The sequence below is a fragment of the Thioalkalivibrio sulfidiphilus HL-EbGr7 genome, assembly GCF_000021985.1.
In the GTDB taxonomy this organism is placed as follows: domain Bacteria; phylum Pseudomonadota; class Gammaproteobacteria; order Ectothiorhodospirales; family Ectothiorhodospiraceae; genus Thioalkalivibrio_A; species Thioalkalivibrio_A sulfidiphilus.
Window position 1 is genome coordinate 1,053,275 of sequence record NC_011901.1, and the last position, 20,148, is coordinate 1,073,422.

Annotated in this window: 18 protein-coding genes and 1 tRNA gene; 18 read left to right on the forward strand and 1 reads right to left on the reverse strand. The window is 65.3% G+C overall.

From position 1 onward, the window contains the following. Positions 1-139: 139 nt before the first annotated feature. The 4 genes from carA to greA are packed head-to-tail and all read left to right on the forward strand — an operon-like array spanning position 140 to position 5,425. Positions 140-1,279 (forward strand): glutamine-hydrolyzing carbamoyl-phosphate synthase small subunit, encoded by a 1,140-nt coding sequence (gene carA / locus TGR7_RS04865; protein WP_012637547.1) that lies wholly within the window; start codon positions 140-142, stop codon positions 1,277-1,279. Positions 1,280-1,285: 6 nt separating this feature from the next. Then, entirely contained in the window at positions 1,286-1,678 is a 393-nt protein-coding gene (locus tag TGR7_RS04870; protein ID WP_012637548.1) for a GxxExxY protein, read from the forward strand. Positions 1,679-1,730: 52 nt separating this feature from the next. Next, positions 1,731-4,949: a carbamoyl-phosphate synthase large subunit gene (gene carB / locus TGR7_RS04875; RefSeq protein WP_012637549.1), complete on the forward strand. Its 3,219-nt coding sequence runs from the start codon at positions 1,731-1,733 to the stop codon at positions 4,947-4,949. After that, positions 4,949-5,425, forward strand: a complete 477-nt coding sequence (greA, locus tag TGR7_RS04880) for a transcription elongation factor GreA (protein ID WP_012637550.1) — start codon at positions 4,949-4,951, stop codon at positions 5,423-5,425. Before carB ends, greA begins: the two co-directional genes overlap by 1 nt. Before the next feature lie 113 nt (positions 5,426-5,538). Here the strand turns inward: greA and yhbY are convergent, their stop codons facing one another. Beyond that, positions 5,539-5,829 (reverse strand): ribosome assembly RNA-binding protein YhbY, encoded by a 291-nt coding sequence (yhbY, locus tag TGR7_RS04885; RefSeq protein WP_012637551.1) that lies wholly within the window; start codon positions 5,827-5,829, stop codon positions 5,539-5,541. A gap of 769 nt (positions 5,830-6,598) precedes the next feature. On the opposite strand from yhbY, the gene rlmE reads away from it, so the two are divergent. From rlmE to nuoG, 14 genes are all read left to right on the forward strand, one after another. Continuing rightward, positions 6,599-7,222 carry a 23S rRNA (uridine(2552)-2'-O)-methyltransferase RlmE gene (rlmE, locus tag TGR7_RS04890; RefSeq protein ID WP_012637552.1) on the forward strand — a complete coding sequence of 208 codons (624 nt, stop codon included), beginning with the start codon at positions 6,599-6,601 and terminating at the stop codon, positions 7,220-7,222. Positions 7,223-7,264: 42 nt separating this feature from the next. Beyond that, positions 7,265-9,178: an ATP-dependent zinc metalloprotease FtsH gene (gene ftsH / locus TGR7_RS04895; RefSeq protein ID WP_012637553.1), complete on the forward strand. Its 1,914-nt coding sequence runs from the start codon at positions 7,265-7,267 to the stop codon at positions 9,176-9,178. Positions 9,179-9,289: 111 nt separating this feature from the next. Continuing rightward, positions 9,290-10,126, forward strand: a complete 837-nt coding sequence (gene folP, locus TGR7_RS04900; protein ID WP_012637554.1) for a dihydropteroate synthase — start codon at positions 9,290-9,292, stop codon at positions 10,124-10,126. A gap of 97 nt (positions 10,127-10,223) precedes the next feature. Then, positions 10,224-11,579, forward strand: coding sequence for a phosphoglucosamine mutase (gene glmM / locus TGR7_RS04905; RefSeq protein WP_012637555.1), 1,356 nt, complete (start codon positions 10,224-10,226; stop codon positions 11,577-11,579). Between the two features lie 95 nt (positions 11,580-11,674). After that, a complete protein-coding gene (gene tpiA, locus TGR7_RS04910; protein WP_012637556.1) occupies positions 11,675-12,436 on the forward strand; it encodes a triose-phosphate isomerase in 762 nt (253 codons plus the stop codon). A 4-nt stretch (positions 12,437-12,440) separates the two neighbouring features. Beyond that, positions 12,441-12,779, forward strand: coding sequence for a preprotein translocase subunit SecG (gene secG / locus TGR7_RS04915; protein WP_012637557.1), 339 nt, complete (start codon positions 12,441-12,443; stop codon positions 12,777-12,779). Positions 12,780-12,811: 32 nt separating this feature from the next. Beyond that, a tRNA-Leu gene (locus TGR7_RS04920) sits at positions 12,812-12,896 on the forward strand. 212 nt (positions 12,897-13,108) lie between these two features. Further along, positions 13,109-13,465: an NADH-quinone oxidoreductase subunit A gene (locus tag TGR7_RS04925; protein WP_012637558.1), complete on the forward strand. Its 357-nt coding sequence runs from the start codon at positions 13,109-13,111 to the stop codon at positions 13,463-13,465. Further along, positions 13,456-13,932: a NuoB/complex I 20 kDa subunit family protein gene (locus TGR7_RS04930; protein ID WP_012637559.1), complete on the forward strand. Its 477-nt coding sequence runs from the start codon at positions 13,456-13,458 to the stop codon at positions 13,930-13,932. Before TGR7_RS04925 ends, TGR7_RS04930 begins: the two co-directional genes overlap by 10 nt. Before the next feature lie 25 nt (positions 13,933-13,957). Continuing rightward, entirely contained in the window at positions 13,958-14,677 is a 720-nt protein-coding gene (locus TGR7_RS04935; protein WP_012637560.1) for an NADH-quinone oxidoreductase subunit C, read from the forward strand. Then, entirely contained in the window at positions 14,670-15,923 is a 1,254-nt protein-coding gene (locus TGR7_RS04940; protein ID WP_012637561.1) for an NADH-quinone oxidoreductase subunit D, read from the forward strand. The genes TGR7_RS04935 and TGR7_RS04940 overlap by 8 nt, the downstream gene beginning before the upstream one ends. Further along, on the forward strand, positions 15,923-16,429 hold the full coding sequence (locus tag TGR7_RS04945; protein ID WP_012637562.1) for an NADH-quinone oxidoreductase subunit NuoE family protein: 507 nt from the start codon (positions 15,923-15,925) through the stop codon (positions 16,427-16,429). The genes TGR7_RS04940 and TGR7_RS04945 overlap by 1 nt, the downstream gene beginning before the upstream one ends. A gap of 7 nt (positions 16,430-16,436) precedes the next feature. After that, positions 16,437-17,714 carry an NADH-quinone oxidoreductase subunit NuoF gene (gene nuoF / locus TGR7_RS04950; RefSeq protein WP_012637563.1) on the forward strand — a complete coding sequence of 426 codons (1,278 nt, stop codon included), beginning with the start codon at positions 16,437-16,439 and terminating at the stop codon, positions 17,712-17,714. Positions 17,715-17,754: 40 nt separating this feature from the next. Then, on the forward strand, positions 17,755-20,130 hold the full coding sequence (gene nuoG / locus TGR7_RS04955; RefSeq protein WP_012637564.1) for an NADH-quinone oxidoreductase subunit NuoG: 2,376 nt from the start codon (positions 17,755-17,757) through the stop codon (positions 20,128-20,130). Positions 20,131-20,148: the final 18 nt, after the last annotated feature.

The window sequence follows — 20,148 nt, forward strand, 5'->3', positions numbered from 1 at the left end:
CGCGACGGGCGCCGATTGGACAAAACCCCCGCAAATCGCGTAAAATTCAACACATTAAATCCCCCATACATTCGATCCCCGGCGGGAGTGCTGTCCCGATCATCGTCCCGCTCGTCCCAAGCACGCCGGAGGTTTTCCCTTGAATTTCACACCTGCCCTGCTGGCACTGGAAGACGGCAGCCTGTTCCATGGCATCTCCATCGGTGCCCCGGGTCAGACCGTCGGCGAGGTGGTGTTCAACACCGCCATGACCGGTTACCAGGAGATCCTGACCGACCCGTCCTACGCCCGTCAGATCGTCACCCTGACCTATCCCCACATCGGCAATACCGGTGTGAATCCGGAGGACGAGGAATCTGCCGGTGTGCACGCGGCCGGCCTGGTGATTCGTGACCTGCCACCCCTGGTGAGCAGCTGGCGCAGCCGCGAGTCCCTGCCCGACTACCTGACCCGCTTCGGGGTGGTGGCCATCGCCAACATCGATACCCGGCGCCTGACCCGCATCCTGCGGGAGAAGGGCGCCCAGAACGGCTGCATCATGGCCGGCGAGATCGACGAGCAGGCAGCCCTTGCGGCGGCCCGGGGCTTCCCCGGCCTCAAGGGCATGGATCTGGCCAAGGAGGTCAGCACCGCCGAGATCTATGACTGGACAGAGGGCACCTGGCAGCTGGGCAGCGGCCATGCCCCGGCGCCGGCCAGCAGTCCCTACAAGGTGGTGGCCTACGATTTCGGCGTGAAGCGCAACATCCTGCGCATGCTGGTGGATCGCGGCTGCCAGGTCACCGTGGTGCCCGCCCAGACCCCCGCCGCCCAGGTGCTTGCCATGCAGCCCGATGGCGTGTTCCTGTCCAACGGCCCCGGCGATCCGGAGCCCTGCGATTACGCCATCTCCGCCATCCGCGAGATCGTCGACACCGGCATCCCCACCTACGGTATCTGCCTGGGCCACCAGCTGCTGGGCCTGGCCAGCGGCGCGCGTACGGTGAAGATGAAGTTCGGTCATCACGGTGCCAACCACCCGGTGCAGGATCTGGACAGCAAGCGGGTGATGATCTCCAGCCAGAACCACGGTTTCGCCGTGGACGAGAACACCCTGCCCGGTAACGTGAAGGCCACGCACCGCTCTCTGTTCGACGGCACCCTGCAGGGCATCGCCCGCACCGACCGTCCGGCCTTCAGCTTCCAGGGTCACCCCGAGGCGAGCCCCGGCCCCCACGACGTGGCGCCCTTGTTCGACCGTTTCATCGAGTTGATGAAACCGCAGGGAGTCCGCAAATAAACGCGAATGGACGCAAAGAGGAAAAGGATTTCCGAACGGGTGATCGGCTGCGCATTCGAGGTCAGTAATACCTTGGGGGCCGGTTTCCTGGAAAACGTTTATGAGAACGCGCTGGCAGTGGAGTTCGCGCGTGCGGGAATGGATTTTGACAGGCAAGCCGTGCTGCCTGTCAGTTACAAGGGTGAGCTCATCGGTCAATACGTGGCCGATTTCGTGGTCGAGCAGCGCTTGATTGTCGAGATCAAAGCGTTGTCGCGATTGGTGCTGGAGCATGAGGCTCAAGTCATGAACTACCTCAAAGCGACAGGGCTGACGGTAGGCTTGTTGTTGAATTTCGGGACTCCGCGTCTGGGTGTGCGGCGCATCGTCTGGGGTCACGATGACAATCAAGCGCTTTGAGGATTTTATTTGCGTCCATTCGCGTTCATTTGCGGACTAAAGATTTAACAATATGCCTAAGCGTACAGACATCAACAGCATCCTCATCATCGGCGCCGGCCCGATCATCATCGGCCAGGCCTGTGAGTTCGACTACTCCGGCGCCCAGGCCTGCAAGGCGCTGCGCGAGGAGGGCTACCGGGTCATCCTGGTGAACTCCAACCCGGCCACCATCATGACCGACCCGGAGATGGCGGACGCCGTCTACATCGAGCCGGTGGAATGGAAGACCGTGGCGCGCATCATCGAGCGTGAGAAGCCGGATGCCATCCTGCCCACCATGGGCGGACAGACGGCGCTCAACTGCGCCCTGGATCTGGCGAAGCACGGCGTGCTCAAGAAGCACAACGTGGAGCTGATCGGCGCCAGCGAGGACGCCATCGACATGGCCGAGGACCGGGAGCGCTTCCGCGACGCCATGACCGAGATCGGTCTCGAGTCGCCCATGGCCTTCGTGGTCAACACCTGGGATGAGGCCCAGGAGGTGCAGCCGAAGATCGGCTTCCCGGTGATCATCCGCCCGTCCTTCACCATGGGCGGCAGCGGCGGCGGCATCGCCTACAACCGCGACGAGTACGAGGAGATCGTCAAGCGCGGCCTGGACCTCTCGCCCACCAACGAGGTGCAGGTGGAGGAGTCCGTGCTGGGCTGGAAGGAATACGAGATGGAGGTGGTGCGCGACAAGGCGGACAACTGCATCATCATCTGCTCCATCGAGAACCTGGACCCCATGGGCATCCACACCGGTGACTCCATTACCGTGGCCCCGGCCCAGACGCTCACCGACAAGGAATACCAGATCATGCGCAACGCCTCCATCGCGGTGCTGCGCAAGATCGGCGTGGATACCGGCGGTTCCAACGTGCAGTTCGCCGTGAACCCGGACGACGGCCGCCTGGTGATCATCGAGATGAACCCGCGTGTGTCGCGCTCCTCGGCCCTGGCCTCCAAGGCCACCGGCTTCCCCATCGCCAAGGTGGCGGCCAAGCTGGCCGTGGGCTACACCCTGGATGAGCTGCGCAACGAGATCACCGGCGGCGTCACACCCGCGTCCTTCGAGCCGTCCATCGACTACGTGGTCACCAAGGTGCCGCGTTTCACCTTCGAGAAATTCCCCCAGGCCGAGGCCAAGCTCACCACCCAGATGAAGTCGGTGGGCGAGGTGATGGCCATCGGGCGCTGCTTCCAGGAGTCCTTCCAGAAGGCCCTGCGGGGTCTTGAGACCGGTGCCGACGGCCTTAACCCCATGGTGGATCTGAACGACCCGGACGCGGAGATGCTGGTGCGCCAGCAGCTGGTGGCCAACGGTCCGGATCGCATCTGGTACGTGGGCGATGCCTTCCGCCTGGGGATGAGTATTGAGCAGGTCCACGAGCTGACCCGCATCGACCGCTGGTTCCTGGCCCAGATCAACGAGCTGATCTTCACCGAACAGCAACTCCAGGGCCGCAGCCTCAAGGACCTGGACCGCCTGGCCCTGCTGGATCTCAAGCGCCGGGGCTTCTCAGATCGTCGCCTGGCCACCCTGCTGGGCGAGAAGGAGCAGGCGGTGCGCGAGCATCGCCATGGTCTGAAGGTGCGCCCGGTGTACAAGCGGGTGGACACCTGCGCCGCGGAGTTCGCCTCCAACACCGCCTACATGTATTCCAGCTACGACGAGGAGTGCGAGGCCGCACCCTCCAGTCGCGAGAAGATCATGGTGCTGGGCGGCGGCCCCAACCGCATCGGTCAGGGCATCGAGTTCGACTACTGCTGCGTGCACGCGGCGCTCGCCATGCGCGAGGATGGCTATGAGACCATCATGGTCAACTGCAACCCGGAGACCGTGTCCACCGACTACGACACCTCCGATCGCCTGTACTTCGAGCCCCTGACCCTGGAAGACGTGCTGGAGATCGTGGCGGTCGAGAAGCCCAGGGGCGTGATCGTGCAGTACGGTGGCCAGACCCCGCTCAAGCTCGCCCGGGATCTCGAGGCCGCCGGCGTGCCCATCATCGGCACCACACCCGACTCCATTGATCTCGCCGAGGACCGGGAGCGCTTCCAGCAGCTCATCGACAGGCTGGAACTGGTGCAGCCCCCCAACCGCACCGCACGCAGCGTGGAGGACGCCATCAGCAAGGCCGAGGAGATCGGCTATCCGGTGGTGGTCCGTCCCTCCTACGTGCTGGGCGGCCGGGCCATGGAGATCGTCTACAACGAGGAGGACCTGCGCCGCTACATGCGCAGCGCCGTGCAGGTCTCCAACGATGCCCCCGTGCTGCTGGACCGGTTCCTGGATGACGCCGTGGAGGTGGACGTGGATGCCATCTGCGACGGCGAAGAGGTGCTCATCGGTGGCGTCATGCAGCACATCGAACAGGCCGGCGTGCATTCCGGCGACTCCGCCTGCTCCCTGCCGCCGTACTCCCTGGACAAGAAGATCCAGGACGAGCTGCGCGAGCAGGTGCGCAAGATGGCCTTCGGCCTCAAGGTGGTGGGTCTGATGAACACCCAGTTCGCGGTGCAGGGCGATAAGGTCTACGTGCTGGAGGTCAATCCCCGCGCCTCGCGCACCGTGCCCTTCGTCTCCAAGGCCATCGGCAAGCCCCTGGCCAAGATCGCCGCCCGCTGCATGGCCGGGCGCAGCCTCAGGGAGCAGGGCGTGGACGGCGAGGTGATCCCGTCCTACTTCTCCGTGAAGGAAGCGGTGTTTCCGTTCATCAAGTTCCCCGGCGTGGACACCATCCTGGGGCCGGAGATGAAGTCCACCGGCGAGGTTATGGGTATGGGCCGCAGCTTCGGCGAGGCCTTCGCCAAGAGCCAGCTGGGCGCGGGCGTGACCCTGCCCCAGCGCGGCAAGGCCTTCGTCAGCGTGCGCGAGGCGGACAAGGGCGGTGTGGCCAAGGTGGGCCGTGCGCTGGTGGAGCAGGGCTTCGAGGTCATCGCCACCCGCGGCACCGCCGAGGTCCTCAAGGCGGCGGGCATCGAATGCACGCCAGTCAACAAGGTCACCGAGGGCCGCCCGCACATCGTGGACATGATCAAGAACGACGAGATCAGCCTGATCGTGAACACCACCGAGGGCCGGCAGGCCATCGCGGATTCATTCACCATCCGCCGCGAGGCCCTGCAGCACAAGGTCAGCTACACCACGACCCTGGCCGGCGCGCTGGCCACGGTGTCGGCCTTGAGCTACCTGGCCCACGAGGAAGTCTACAGATTGCAGGACATGCATCAGGAGAATCGGTAATGAGCAAGACCCCGCTCACCGTGGCCGGCGCCAACAAGCTCAAGGCCGAACTGCAGAAATTGAAGAGCGAGGATCGCCCCCGGGTGATCGCCGCCATCGCCGAGGCCCGTGAACACGGCGATCTCAAGGAGAACGCCGAGTACCACGCCGCCCGCGAGCAGCAGGGCTTCATCGAGGGCCGCATCAAGGAGATCGAGGCCAAGCTCTCCAACGCCCAGATCATCGACGTGACCACGCTGAACGCCGGCGGCAAGGTGGTGTTCGGTGCCACGGTGGACCTGTCCGACGAGGAGACCGGCAAGGAAGTCACCTACCAGATCGTCGGCGACGACGAGGCGGACATCAAGGAAGGCAAGATCTCGGTGAACTCCCCGATCGCCCGTGCACTGATCGGCAAGGAAGAGGGTGACGTGGTGACCGTGAAGGCGCCGGGTGGCGACAAGGATTACGAGATCGTGGCGGTGAAATACATCTGAGAGACAAGATGCAAGAGACAAGAGTCAAGTTGGGGTGCGTAGCATTCATTTGAATGCCTCGGTAAACGAAGCAACCGCGATCTTTCTTGTCTCTAGAAACTTGTCTCTTGTCTCTAGAGCTCTACTACCGGCTTCTTGAGGTTGCGCCGGAACAGCGTGGCGATGAAGCCGATGCGCTGCACCAGGTCGGCGCCGGTCTGCTGGCAGATCTGTTCCACCGCCGCGCTGCGTTCGTCCCGGTCGGCCACGTTGACCTTCACCTTGATGAGCTCGTGATGCTCCAGGGCCAGGTTGATCTCTTCCATGACGTTGTCGGTCAGGCCCTTCTGACCCACGATAACGATGGGCTTGCGGGGATGGGCGAGGGTTCGGAGTTGTTTGCGTTGTCGGTCGGTGAGGGCCATGGATCTGCTGGGGCTGCTGTTCAAAGGGCGGAGCTTAGCATGACTTGGTGTGGGCTGGCTGTCCTTGGGTTTCTTTAAAGTCAAAGGCTTCCGATCCCCGTTGCACGGGGCTCGGGTTACTTTTCTTGCTTGTCCAAGAAAAGTAACCAAAAGAAGGACACCCCGATGCCGCACCCGCTATTCGCGGGTGCCCTGCGTTGCTCGGCTTCGAGGGGGTCGCCTGACAGGCCGTCCCTGGCCTGGCAGGCGACGCGCCGCATCCCTGCGGCGCCCCTTCGGGCTTAATCCCTCGAAGCCTGCGCTACTCGGTGCGGCATAAGGGGGGGGAGGCAGGTCAAAACCGCTTCGAGCAGTCTTTGGTTTTTATTGTAGGAGCCCCGACCCCGGGGCGAATGGTGGGAAATTCGCCCCGGGGTCGGGGCTCCTACGAAAGAACAACAAGCCACCCAAGGTAAAGGGGTTGCTGCCTTTGACGTCCCCCCCGTTTTTCTCGCCGAGCACGGGGGTGTTCCGGGGTAAAAGCCCGCCAGGGGCGCCGCAGGGATGCGGCAGCGTCGGCTGCCAGGCCACGGACGGCCTGTCAGCCGACCTCCCCGGAACGCCTCCGCGCGCAGGGCACCCCGCAGGGGCGAGAAACTCGGGTGTCTTTTCTTTGGTTACTTTCTTTGGACAAGCAAAGAAAGTAACCCGAGCCCCGCGAAAAGCGGGGATCGGAAGCCTTTGATTTTGATTTCTTAACGAACCTAACCAACTGACGACAGCAAACCCCATGCCCCGAAGCAAAAGCAGCCACCGCTGGCTCAAGGAGCATTTCGACGACGAGTACGTCAAACGTGCCCAGCAGGAGGGCTACCGCTCCCGCGCCGTCTACAAGCTCCAGGAGATCCAGGAGCGGGATCGCCTCCTGCGCCAGGGCATGACCGTGGTGGACCTGGGCGCCGCCCCGGGCGGCTGGACCCAGTACGCGGCGGGCCTGGTGGGTAAGCACGGGCGGGTGGTGGCCTCGGACATCCTGCCCATGGACCCCCTGCCGGGGGTGACCATCGTCGAAGGGGACTTCCGCGAGGCCGAGGTGCTGGAACGCCTGCTGGCCGTGCTGGGCGAGGGCGGGGCAGACCTTGTGATGTCGGACATGGCCCCCAATATGAGTGGTATGGACGCGGTGGATCAGCCCCGCGCCATGTACCTGGCGGAACTGGCGGCGGAACTGGCGCGCACGGTGCTGAAACCGGGCGGGGATTTTCTGGTCAAACTTTTCCAGGGCGCCGAATTCGACGAGTACGTCCGGATGCTGCGCACCGAATACGATAAAGTCAGCATACGCAAACCCAAGGCCTCAAGACCCCGCTCCCGTGAGGTGTATGCGGTGGCCCGGGGCCGGAAAGTGGTGTAATGTCCCAACAGGGGCTCACACGTTGATAACCGAGGTAACACCTTGAACGACTTGGTCAAAAACCTGATTATCTGGGCGGTCATTGCCGTGGTGCTGATGTCCGTGTTCAACAACTTCAGCCCGCGCACGTCGACGCCGCAGTCCCTGTCCTATTCCCAGTTCATCAGCGAAGTGAAGAGCGGGCGCATCAAGAGCGTCTACATCGAGAACAACACCATCGAGGGGCGCACCATCAACGGTGAGCGCTTCACCACCTACAGCCCCAACGATCCGGGCCTGATCGGTGACCTGCTGAACAACAACGTGGAGATCCTGGCCCAGGAGCCCCAGCGTCGTTCCCTGCTGATGGACATCCTGATCAGCTGGTTCCCGATGCTGCTTCTGATCGGTGTGTGGATCTACTTCATGCGTCAGATGCAGGGCGGGGCCGGTGGCCGGGGGGCCATGTCCTTCGGCAAGAGCAAGGCCAAGATGATGAGCGAGGACCAGGTCAAGGTCACCTTCGCCGATGTGGCCGGCTGCGACGAGGCCAAGGAAGAGGTGGCCGAGCTGGTGGAATTCCTGCGCGATCCCAGCAAGTTCCAGAAACTTGGCGGCAAGATTCCCCGTGGTGTGCTCATGGTCGGTTCCCCGGGTACCGGTAAGACCCTGCTGGCCAAGGCCATCGCCGGCGAGGCCAAGGTGCCCTTCTTCAGCATCTCCGGCTCCGACTTCGTGGAGATGTTCGTGGGCGTGGGCGCCAGCCGCGTGCGCGACATGTTCGACCAGGGCAAGAAGCACGCCCCCTGCATCATCTTCATCGACGAGATCGACGCCGTGGGCCGCCACCGTGGCGCAGGTCTGGGCGGCGGTCACGACGAGCGCGAGCAGACCCTGAACCAGCTGCTGGTGGAGATGGATGGCTTCGAGGGCACCGAGGGCGTGATCGTGATCGCCGCCACCAACCGTCCCGACGTACTCGACCCGGCGCTGCTGCGTCCCGGCCGCTTCGACCGCCAGGTGGTGGTGCCCCTGCCGGACGTGCGCGGCCGCGAGCAGATCCTCAAGGTGCACATGCGCAAGGTGCCCCTGGCCGAGAACGTGCGCCCGGACCTCATCGCCCGAGGCACCCCCGGTTTCTCGGGTGCGGACCTGGCCAACCTGGTCAACGAGGCGGCCCTGTTCGCCGCCCGGGGCAACAAGCGCCTGGTGGACATGCACGATTTCGAGCGCGCCAAGGACAAGATCATGATGGGCGCCGAGCGCAAGTCCATGGTCATGAACGACGCGGAGAAGAAGCTCACCGCCTACCACGAGGCTGGTCACGCCATCGTTGGTCGCCTGGTGCCCGAGCACGACCCGGTCTACAAGGTGAGCATCATTCCCCGCGGCCGCGCCCTGGGTGTGACCATGTTCCTGCCCGAGGAGGACCGCTACAGCCACAGCAAGACCCGGCTTGAGAGCCAGATCTGCTCCCTGTTCGGCGGGCGTATCGCCGAAGAGATCATCTTCGGCTCCGACAAGGTCACCACCGGTGCCTCCAATGACATCGAGCGGGCCACCGCCATTGCCCGCAACATGGTGACCAAGTGGGGCCTGTCCGATCGCCTCGGGCCGCTGTCCTACAGCGAGGACGAGGGCGAGGTGTTCCTGGGCCGCCAGGTGACCCAGCACAAGCACATGTCCGACGAGACGGCCCATGCCATCGACGAGGAGATCCGGCGCGTGATCGATACCAGCTACGATCGCGCCAAGAAGATCCTGGAGCAGAACATGGACAAGCTCCACGTGATGGCCGAGGCCCTGATGAAGTACGAGACCATCGACGTGGAGCAGATCAACGACATCATGGAGGGCAAGACCCCCCGTCCGCCCAGTGAATGGAGCGATGACGAGCCCAAGGCGGGTGGCGGCACCCCCGCCGAGGATGAGCACGCCAAGGGCGGCGTGATCGGCGGGCCAGCCAGTCAGCATTGAAGGCAAGCCCTCCGGGCATGAAAATGGCCGCCTCATGGGCGGCCTTTTTCATGCCCGGAGGGCAGAGGCAAGAGGCAAGATGCAAGTGACAAGACGGGTGAGGGCGCCGTGATGCTGGACTGTGGTGGGCGAGCGCTGGATCTATCGCGCCCGCGGGTGATGGGGATCCTCAATGTGACCCCGGATTCCTTCTCTGATGGCGGGCGCCATGCCGGCCTGCAGCAGGCTGTGGACCATGCCCTGGCCATGGTGGAGGCGGGTGCGGCCATCATTGACGTGGGTGGGGAGTCCACCCGTCCAGGCGCTGAGCCGGTACCGGTGGAGGAGGAGCTGGCGCGGGTCATTCCGGTGGTCGAGGCCCTGGCCCGGGCCATCCCGGTGCCCGTCTCCGTGGACACCAGCCAGCCGGAGGTGATGCGTGCCGCAGCCGGGGCCGGGGCGGGGCTGATCAACGACGTGCGTGGCCTGAGGCTGCCGGGCGCCCTGGAAGCGGCCCGGGACATCGGCCTGCCCGTGTGTCTCATGCACATGAGCACCCTGGATCCGCGCACCATGCAGCAGGAAGCCCGCTACGGGGACGTGGTGGCCGAGGTCGGGGCCTTTCTCGCCGAGCGGGTGCAGGCCTGCGAGGCCCTGGGTATCGGCCGGGAGCGCCTGGTGCTGGACCCGGGATTTGGCTTTGGCAAGACCCTGGATCACAATCTGGCCCTGTTTCGCGCCCTGCCGGAACTGGCATCCCTGGGCCTGCCCCTGCTGGTGGGGGTCTCGCGCAAGGGCATGATCGGTGCGCTGCTGGGCGATCGGCCCATCGACGGGCGTCTGCATGGCAGCGTCGCGGCGGCCCTGCTGGCTGCCCGGGCCGGTGCCCGCATCCTGCGGGTCCATGACGTGGGGCCCACGGTGGATGCCCTGCGCATGCTCGAGGGCCTCGAGGCCCGGGGGGGCTGAGGCCTGGAACACGGACATTCGACGGAATCTCGCGATTCTGCAACATCATATATATGTATGCGTCGGCTGATGCCGGCGGCACAGGGAGGATTCAAGGGTGGACAGACGCTATTTCGGGACCGATGGGATTCGTGGCCGGGTGGGGCGTACGCCCATGACACCGGATTTCGCCCTGCGCCTGGGCTGGGCGGCGGGCAGGGTCCTGGCGCCCAGGGGCAATGGCCTGGTGATCATCGGCAAGGACACCCGGGTCTCCGGTTACATGTTCGAGTCCGCCCTGGAGGCAGGGCTGTCCGCGGCGGGCACCGACATCCGCCTCCTGGGTCCCATGCCCACGCCGGCGGTGGCCTACCTGACGCGCACCTTCCGGGCCTCGGCGGGCATCGTCATCAGCGCCTCCCACAATCCCTTCTACGACAACGGCTTCAAGTTCTTCTCCGCCCAGGGCACCAAGCTGCCCGACGAGGTGGAACTGGCCATCGAGGCGGAGCTTGAAAAGCCCATCGAGACCGTGGATTCCGCGGATATCGGCAAGGCGGAGCGGGTGGTGGACGCCGCCGGGCGATACATCGAGTTCTGCAAGAGCACCATTCCCAACGGCACCGCCTTCCACGACCTGAAGCTGGTGGTGGATTGCGCCCACGGGGCCACCTACGCGGTGGCGCCCAGCGTGTTCGAGGAACTGGGGGCCGAGGTGGTGGCCATCGGCGCCGAGCCGGACGGTTTCAACATCAACGAGAAGGCCGGCTCCCTGCACCCGGAGAACCTGCGTGCCGCGGTCCTGGCCCAGCGCGCGGACGCGGGCATCGCCCTGGACGGTGACGGTGACCGCCTGGTGCTGGTGGACGAGCAGGGCGAGGTCCTGGACGGGGACGAGGCCCTGTGCATCATCGCCCTGGCCCGGGCCGGGGAGGGCGCCCTGGGCGGCGGGGTGGTGGGCACCCAGATGAGCAACCTGGGCCTGGAACTGGCTCTCAAGGCCCAGGGCATCGCCTTCGAGCGCGCTGCTGTGGGGGATCGCTACGTGATGGAGATGCTCCAGCAGCGCGGCTGGCTGCTGGGCGGCGAGTCCTCCGGCCACATCCTGTGCCTGGACCGCACCAGCACCGGCGACGGCATCGTCTCCGCCCTGCAGGTGCTGGCCATCATGCAGGCCACCGGTCGGCCCCTCTCGGAGCTGCGCAAGGTCATGGCCAAGTTCCCCCAGACCCTGCTGAACGTGCCCTTGAACGGCGGCGTGGCCCGGGACGCCCTGCTCTCCGCCAAGGCCGTCAAGGAGGCCGTGCGTGCCGCTGAGGGTGCCCTGGGCGGGGAGGGGCGTGTGCTGCTTCGGCCCTCCGGGACCGAGCCCCTGATGCGGGTCATGGTGGAGGGCAGGGAGCGTCGCCAGGTGGAACAGATCGCCCGGGAGATCGCCGAGGCGGTGCGCTCCGTAGCGGATCATGCCGGCTGAGACCAACGGCGGAAGTCGGTGAAATTGATTTATTGGGTGCCGGGCAGTATGCTTGCGCGCTTTCTGGAGAAAAGCTAATACAACGGGGGTATTGCATGCGACAGCCACTGGTGGCAGGCAACTGGAAAATGAACGGTTCCCTGAAGGCCAATGAGGCGTTGCTGGGCGACCTTCGCAAGGCCCTCTCAGGTGGTATCAAGGCAGAGGTCGCCGTGTGTCCCCCCTTCGTGTATCTCCCCCAGGTGGCGGGTCTGATCGATGGCCAGCCTATGGCCCTGGGTGCCCAGGATCTCTCCGACCAGGATGCCGGCGCCTTCACCGGCGAGGTATCCGGGACCATGCTCAAGGACCTGGGTTGTGAATACGTCATCGTGGGTCATTCGGAGCGTCGCAGCCTGTACGGCGAGGGCGACGAGTTCACGGCCCGCAAGTTTGCCGCCGCCCGGCGCCACGGCCTCAAGCCCATCCTGTGCGTGGGCGAACTGCTCGAGGAGCGCGAGTCCGGCGTGACCGAGCAGGTGGTGGCGCGGCAGCTGGATGCGGTGATGGATCTGGAGGGCGTGTCCGCCCTGGCCGACGCGGTGATCGCCTATGAGCCCGTGTGGGCCATCGGTACCGGCAAGACCGCCAGCCCCGAGCAGGCCCAGGCGGTGCATGCCTTCATCCGCGCTCGCGTGGCCGAACGGGATGCGCAAGTGGCCGAGGGTCTGCGCATCCTCTACGGCGGCAGCGTGAAAGCCGACAATGCTGCGGAACTGTTTTCGCAGCCGGATATTGACGGAGGCCTGATCGGCGGCGCCTCCCTGAAGGCTGATGATTTCATGGCCATTTGCCGCGCGGCCGAACAGGCGAGTTGAACCTATGTTGTATGGATTGTTACTGGTGGTGCAGGTGGTCGTGGCCCTGGCCCTGATCGCCCTGATCCTGATGCAGCACGGCAAGGGCGCCGATGCGGGCGCAGCCTTCGGCAGCGGTGCCTCCTCGACGGTGTTCGGCGCGCGGGGCTCGGCCAATTTCCTGAGCCGGACCACGGCCATCCTGGCGACGGTGTTCTTCGTCAACAGCATGGGTCTGGCGTATCTGGTATCCAACCAGCCCGCGCCTACCAGTGTGATCGACCGTCTGCCCGCCATCGAGCAGCCCGCTCCGGTTCGCCCGGAGCCGGTGGAGCCCGGGGCCCCGGCCGACGTGCCGCGCTGAGCGGCATTGAGCCCGGCAAAATATTAGTACATGCAGATGTGGTGGAATTGGTAGACACGCCGTCTTGAGGGGGCGGTGGCGCAAGCCGTGTCGGTTCGAGTCCGACCATCTGCACCAAATTCCGGCAGGGAATGAAATCCCGTGCCGTGACATCAGGGTGTAAGTCATCTCCCTGATTCACAAAAGCCCGAATCACCAGGGCTCAGGGCATTAGCCCTTCAGCAGCAGAAGCAGACATAAAAGACGACCCGGACGTCACGAACGCCCGGGCACAACAGCAAGCCGAGTCCCGTTGATGTGGCCCGACCACTGGCGGGGGGAGTGAGAGCATGTTGGAAAACTATCTGCCGATCCTGATCTTCATCGGTGTGGGGCTTCTGGTGGGCATCATCCCGCTGGCCCTGGGTATGGTGATCGGTCCCCATCGTCCTGACGGGGCCAAGAACTCCCCCTATGAATGCGGTTTCGAGGCCTTCGAGGACTCGCGCATGAAGTTCGACGTCAGGTTCTACCTGGTCGCCATCCTGTTCATCATCTTCGATCTGGAAATCGCCTTCCTGTTTCCCTGGGCCGTGGCCCTGGACAGCATCGGCCTGTTCGGCCTGCTGGCCATGGCGCTGTTCCTGGGGATCCTGGTGATCGGCTTCATCTATGAGTGGAAGAAGGGGGCCCTGGAATGGGAATAGAAGGCGTCCTTGAAAAGGGCTTCGTCACCACTTCGGCCGACAAGCTCATCAACTGGGCCCGCACCGGGTCACTGTGGCCCATGACCTTCGGTCTGGCCTGCTGCGCGGTGGAGATGATGCACGCCGGCGCGTCCCGCTATGACCTGGACCGCTTCGGTGTCGTGTTCCGTCCCAGCCCGCGCCAGTCCGACGTGATGATCGTGGCCGGCACCCTGGTGAACAAGATGGCGCCCGCGCTTCGCAAGGTCTACGACCAGATGGCCGAGCCCCGCTGGGTGATCTCTATGGGTTCCTGCGCCAACGGCGGCGGCTACTACCACTACTCCTATGCGGTGGTGCGCGGCTGCGACCGCATCGTGCCCGTGGACATCTACGTCCCCGGCTGCCCACCCACGGCGGAAGCGTTGCTTTACGGCATCCTGCAGTTGCAGAACAAGATCCGCCGTACCAACACCATCGCCCGATAAACCCGTCCCAACCCGGTCTTTGATCATGAGCGAGCGACTCGAGAAACTGGCTGCGCGTCTTACGGAACGCTTCAAGGCGGCGGGCGGCAAGGTGGACAGCGCCTACGGCGAGCTGACCCTGACCGTTCCGGCGGCTGCCATGACCGACACGGCCAAGGCGCTGCGTGACGATCTGGGCTTTGAGATGCTGATCGACCTGTGCGGCGTGGACTACCAGGAATACGGCGTGGCCGAATGGTCCACGGAAGAATCCTCCAACCAGGGCTTCAGCCGCGGCGTGGAAAAGGCCACCTTCGGGCGCTTCATCTTCGACGAGGTCGCCGAGCGCAAGGCCCACGAAGGTCCGCGCTTTGCCGTGGTCTACCACCTTCTGTCCATCAGCGCCAACCAGCGCCTGCGCATGAAGGTGTTCTGCGAAGATGAGGAGTTCCCCGTGGTTTCCACGGTGACCGATGTCTGGACCTCCGCCGACTGGTACGAGCGCGAGGCATTCGACCTGTTTGGCATCATGTTCGAGGGTCATCCCGACCTGCGTCGCATCCTCACCGACTACGGCTTCGTGGGCCACCCGTTCCGCAAGGACTTCCCGCTCGTCGGCCACGTGGAAATGCGCTACGACCCCGAGCAGGCCCGCGTCGTCTACCAGCCGGTGAGCATCGAGCCCCGGGTGCTGGTGCCCAAGGTGATCCGCCAGGATCACCGCTATGTCCATGAATCGGCCCAGGAGAAGTCCGCCGATGCCTGAGATTCGCAATTACACGCTGAACTTCGGTCCCCAGCATCCCTCCGCCCACGGCGTGCTGCGCCTGGTGCTGGAACTGGACGGCGAGGTGGTGCAGCGCGCCGACCCGCACATCGGCCTGCTGCATCGCGGCACCGAGAAGCTGGCCGAGAGCAAGCCCTACAACCAGAGCATCGGCTACATGGACCGTCTCGACTACGTGTCCATGATGTGCAACGAGCACGGCTACGTGCTGGCCATGGAAAAGCTCCTGGGTGTCCAGGCGCCCATCCGTGCCCAGTACATCCGGGTGATGTTCGACGAGATTACCCGCATCCTGAATCACCTGCTGTGGCTCGGCGCCCATGCCCTCGACATCGGCGCCATGACCGTGTTCCTGTACGCCTTCCGCGAGCGTGAGGACCTGATGGACTGCTACGAGGCGGTGAGCGGCGCGCGCCTGCACGCCACCTATTACCGTCCCGGCGGCGTGGCCCGTGACCTGCCGGGCAGCATGCCCCAGTACCAGGCCTCCCGCTTCAAGAGCCAGAAGGAAGTGGACGCCCTCAACCAGGTGCGCCAGGGCTCCATGCTGGATTTCATCGAGGCCTTCACCGAGCGCTTCCCCGGCTGCGTGGATGAGTACGAGACACTGCTCACCGACAACCGCATCTGGAAGCAGCGCACCGTGGGCGTGGGTGTGGTCAGCCCCGAGCGCGCCATGCAGATGGGCTTCACCGGCCCCATGCTGCGCGGCTCGGGTATCGAGTGGGACCTGCGCCGCAAGCAGCCCTACGAGGTCTACGACCGGCTCGACTTCCAGATCCCGGTGGGCGTGAACGGCGACTGCTACGACCGCTACCTGGTGCGCATCGAGGAGATGCGCCAGTCCAACCGCATCATCAGGCAGTGCGTGGACTGGCTGCGCAAGAACCCCGGCCCGGTGATGCTGGAGGATCACAAGATCGCCCCGCCGCGCCGCGAAGAGATGAAGGCGGACATGGAGTCCCTCATTCACCACTTCAAGCTGTTCACCGAGGGCTTCTGCCTGCCCGAGGGCGAGGCCTATGCCGCGGTGGAACATCCCAAGGGCGAGTTCGGCGTGTACCTGGTCTCCGACGGGGCCAACAAGCCCTACCGGCTCAAGGTGCGCGCCCCCGGATTTGCCCACCTGGCCGGCCTCAACGAGATGGCCACGGGCCACATGCTGGCCGACGTGGTGGCCATCATCGGCACCCAGGACATCGTATTCGGGGAGATTGACCGCTGATGCCCAAGATCCAGACCGAACACAAGGCCGCACTGCTCAACGATCACCTGCGCGAGGAGATCGACGACTGGCTGCGCCGCTATCCGCAAGACCAGCGCCAGTCGGCGGTGCTCGGCGCCCTGCGCGCCGTGCAGCACGAGCACGGCTATCTCAGCACCGAGATGATGGACGCCGTGGCCGAGTATATCGGCATGCCGGACATCGCCGTCTACGAGGTGGCGAGCTTCTACTCCATGTTCGAGTTGAAGCCCGTGGGCCGACACACCATCGCCGTGTGCACCAACATCTCCTGCATGTTGCGCGGCTCCGACAGGATCGTCGAGCACATCGAGAACAAGCTGGGCATCAAGACCGGCGAGAGCACCCCCGACGGCAAGTTCTACATCAAGCGCGAAGAGGAATGCCTCGCCGCCTGCTGCGGCGCGCCCATGATGCAGGTGGATCACGTCTACTACGAGCATCTCACCCCCGAACGGGTGGACGAGATCCTCGACGGTCTGGAGTGAGCAAGCCATGAACCGAATCTGCTTCACGACCCTTCAGTTCGACGAGCCCTGGACCCTGGAGAGCTATCTCAAGGTGGGCGGTTACCAGGCGTGGAAGAAGATCCTCACCGAGAAGATGTCCCAGGAGGACGTCATCGAGGAGGTGAAGAAATCCAACCTGCGCGGCCGTGGCGGCGCGGGCTTCCCCACGGGCCTGAAGTGGAGCTTCATGCCCCGCAATGCCCCGGGCCAGAAATACATCGTGTGCAACTCGGATGAATCCGAGCCGGGTACCTGCAAGGACCGCGACATCCTGCGCTTCAACCCCCACGCCCTGGTGGAGGGCATGGCCATCGGCGGCTACGCCATCGGCGCCACGGTGGGTTACAACTACATGCGCGGCGAGTTCATGGACGAGCCCTACCAGCGCTTCGCCCAGGCGGTGCGCGAGGCCTACGAACAGGGCTTCCTGGGCAAGGACATCCTGGGCTCCGGCGTGGATTTCGACCTCTACCCGACGCTGGGTGCCGGCGCCTATATCTGCGGCGAGGAGACCGCGCTGCTGGAGTCCCTGGAAGGCAAGAAGGGCCAGCCCCGCTTCAAGCCGCCGTTCCCGGCCAACTTCGGCCTCTACGGCCGGCCCACCACCATCAACAACACCGAGTCCCTGTCTTCCATCCCGAGCATCATCCGCGAGGGTGGAGACTGGTTCGCGGCGCTCGGCATCCCCAAGTCCGGCGGCGAGAAGCTGTTCTCCGTCTCCGGTCACGTGAACAAACCGGGCAACTTCGAGATCCCCCTCGGTACCCCGTTCAAGGACCTGCTGGAGATGGCCGGCGGCGTGCTGGGCGGCCGCAAGCTCAAAGCGGTGATCCCCGGCGGTTCCTCGGTGCCCGTGGTGCCCGGCGACGTGATGCTGACTGCCAACATGGACTACGACTCCATCGCCAAGGCCGGTTCCATGCTGGGCTCTGGCGCGGTGATCGTGATGGACGAGACCACCGACATGGTCAGGGCGTTGCAGCGCATCTCGCGCTTCTACTTCTCCGAGTCCTGCGGCCAGTGCACCCCCTGTCGCGAGGGCACCGGCTGGCTGTACCGCATGCTCACCCGCATCGTGGAAGGCAAGGGCCGGCCCGAGGACCTGGAGCGCCTGGACGACGTGGCCAGCAAGATCGAGGGCCGCACCATCTGCGCCCTGGGTGATGCCGCCGCCATGCCGGTGCGCAGCTTCGTGAAGCACTTCCGCCACGAATTCGAATACTACATTCAGCACGGGCGCAGCCTGGTCGCGAACGCGGCCTGAGCCTGCCCGGACTGAACCCCAGCGAGTCGAGACACAGAACATGAGTCAGGACCTGGTCAACATCGAGATCAACGGCATTCCCCTGCAGGCACGCAAGGGCGCCATGCTGATCGAGGTGGCGGACGAAGCGGGCATCAAGATCCCGCGCTTCTGCTACCACAAGAAGCTGTCCGTGGCGGCCAACTGCCGCATGTGCCTGGTGGAGGTGGAGAAGGCGCCCAAGCCGCTGCCCGCCTGCGCCACGCCGGTGATGGACGGCATGAAGGCCTTCACCCAGTCGCCCAAGGCCCTGGCCGCCCAGAAGGGCACCATGGAGTTCCTGCTCATCAACCATCCGCTGGACTGCCCCATCTGCGACCAGGGCGGCGAGTGCGAGCTGCAGGACGTGGCCATGGGCTACGGCGAGGACGTGTCCCGCTACAGCGAGGCCAAGCGCGTGGTGAAGGACAAGGACATCGGTCCCCTGATCGCCACCGAGATGACCCGCTGCATCCACTGCACCCGCTGCGTGCGCTTCGGCGAGGAGATCGCCGGCATCCGTGAACTGGGCGCCACCGGCCGCGGCGAGTTCATGCAGATCGGCACCTACATCGAGAAGTCGGTCAGCTCCGAGATGTCCGGCAACGTGATCGACCTGTGCCCGGTGGGCGCGCTCACCGCCAAGCCGTCCCGCTACACGGCGCGTCCCTGGGAACTGGTGCAGCACGCCACCGTGGCGCCCCATGACAGCATCGGCTCCAACCTGTTCCTGCACACCCGCGAGGGTCGCGTGATGCGCGCCGTGCCCCGGGACAACGAGGCGGTCAACGAGACCTGGATCTCCGACCGGGACCGCTTCAGCTACACCGGCCTGTATGCCGATGACCGCCTCACCACGCCCATGGTGAAAGACAACGGCAAGTGGGTGGCCACCGACTGGGAAACGGCCCTGGCCCGCACCGTAGAAGGCTTGAAGGGCACCGCCGCCAGCGAGATCGGCGCACTGCTCTCGCCCCACGCCAGCCTGGAAGAACTCTACCTGGCCCAGAAGCTGCTGCGCGGTCTGGGCGTGAGTGCCATCGATCACCGCCTGCGCCAGGGCGATTTCGCGCATGGCGACGCCGATCCCGTGTTCCCCTACCTGGGTCTGCCCGTCGCGGATCTTGAGAACCTCAACGCCGCCCTGCTGGTGGCCTCCAACGTGCGCAAGGAACAGCCCATCGCGGCCCATCGCCTGCGCAAGGCGGGGCTCAAGGGCGCCCGCCTGATGGCCATCAACACCCGGGACTACGGCTTTGCCTTCCCGGTGACGGCCCAGTGCATCACCGACCCCCATGGCATGGTCGGTGTCCTGGCGGGCGTGGCCGGTGCCGCGCTCAAGGCCGCCGGCGCCAAGGCGCCGGCGAGCCTGGCAAAGATCATCGACGCCGCCGAGATCGACGAGACCACCCGCGCCATGGCCGAACAGCTCAAGGCCGGCGAACAGGCCGTGGTGCTGCTGGGCAGCCAGGCCTTTGCCCATCCCCGCTTCAGCCTGCTGCGCGCCCTGGCCGCCGTGGTGGCCGAGCACACCGGCGCCGCCCTGGGCTACCTGCCCGAGGCCGCCAACAGCGCCGGCGCCTGGCTGGCCGGTGCCGTGCCCCATCGCGGTCCCGCCGGTGAGCGGCTGGTCAGCTCGGGCCTGGATGCCCAGGCCATGCTGGACAAGCCGCGCCAGGCCTATGTGCTGCTGGGCGTGGAGCCGGATCTGGACTGCGCCGACGGCGTGCGTGCCCGGGAGGCCATCGAGGGGGCGAACTTCGTGGTCTCGCTCAATGCCTTCGCCTCCGAGGCCACCCGCAACCTGGCCGACGTGCTGCTGCCCATCGCCACCTTCGCCGAGACCTCCGGCACCTTCGTCAATGCCGAGGGCCGCTGGCAGTCCTTCCAGGGTGTCGCCCGGCCCCTGGGCGAGGCCCGCCCCGGCTGGAAGGTGCTGCGTGTGCTGGGCAACATGGCCGGGCTCAATGGTTTCGAGCACGTCTCTTCCGAGAACGTGCGCGACGAACTCAAGGGGCTGTTCGGCGCCGACCTGTCCTTCGATACCGGCGTCTCCCTGGAAGGAGCGGCCTTCGAGGCGGCCACGGTACCCACCGGCCTGCAGCGCGCCGGTGGCGTGGCCATCTACGCCCTGGATCCCCTGGTGCGCCGCGCGCGGCCGCTGCAGGAGACCGCCGACGGCCGCCAGGCCGGTGCCTACATCAGCGAGGCCCAGGCCCGCGCCCTGGACCTGCTCAATACGGACCGGGTGCTGGTGCGCCAGAACGGCCGCACCGCCACCCTGGACCTGGTGATCGACGACGGCGTCGCCATGGGCTGTGTATGGATTCCCGCCGGGATGCCGGAGACCGCTGCCCTGGGCGCGGCCTTCGGACCCGTGGAACTGCAGAAGCTCTAAGGGCGCTGGGGATACGAG

Coding starts and splice junctions, on each gene's coding strand:
- TGR7_RS04870 (WP_012637548.1), top strand. CDS start 1,286: ATGGACGCAAAGAGGAAAAGGATTTCCGAACGGGTGATCGGCTGCGCA.
- carB (WP_012637549.1), top strand. CDS start 1,731: ATGCCTAAGCGTACAGACATCAACAGCATCCTCATCATCGGCGCCGGC.
- greA (WP_012637550.1), top strand. CDS start 4,949: ATGAGCAAGACCCCGCTCACCGTGGCCGGCGCCAACAAGCTCAAGGCC.
- yhbY (WP_012637551.1), bottom strand. CDS start 5,829: ATGGCCCTCACCGACCGACAACGCAAACAACTCCGAACCCTCGCCCAT.
- rlmE (WP_012637552.1), top strand. CDS start 6,599: ATGCCCCGAAGCAAAAGCAGCCACCGCTGGCTCAAGGAGCATTTCGAC.
- folP (WP_012637554.1), top strand. CDS start 9,290: ATGCTGGACTGTGGTGGGCGAGCGCTGGATCTATCGCGCCCGCGGGTG.
- tpiA (WP_012637556.1), top strand. CDS start 11,675: ATGCGACAGCCACTGGTGGCAGGCAACTGGAAAATGAACGGTTCCCTG.
- secG (WP_012637557.1), top strand. CDS start 12,441: ATGTTGTATGGATTGTTACTGGTGGTGCAGGTGGTCGTGGCCCTGGCC.
- TGR7_RS04925 (WP_012637558.1), top strand. CDS start 13,109: ATGTTGGAAAACTATCTGCCGATCCTGATCTTCATCGGTGTGGGGCTT.
- TGR7_RS04930 (WP_012637559.1), top strand. CDS start 13,456: ATGGGAATAGAAGGCGTCCTTGAAAAGGGCTTCGTCACCACTTCGGCC.
- TGR7_RS04935 (WP_012637560.1), top strand. CDS start 13,958: ATGAGCGAGCGACTCGAGAAACTGGCTGCGCGTCTTACGGAACGCTTC.
- TGR7_RS04940 (WP_012637561.1), top strand. CDS start 14,670: ATGCCTGAGATTCGCAATTACACGCTGAACTTCGGTCCCCAGCATCCC.
- TGR7_RS04945 (WP_012637562.1), top strand. CDS start 15,923: ATGCCCAAGATCCAGACCGAACACAAGGCCGCACTGCTCAACGATCAC.
- nuoF (WP_012637563.1), top strand. CDS start 16,437: ATGAACCGAATCTGCTTCACGACCCTTCAGTTCGACGAGCCCTGGACC.
- nuoG (WP_012637564.1), top strand. CDS start 17,755: ATGAGTCAGGACCTGGTCAACATCGAGATCAACGGCATTCCCCTGCAG.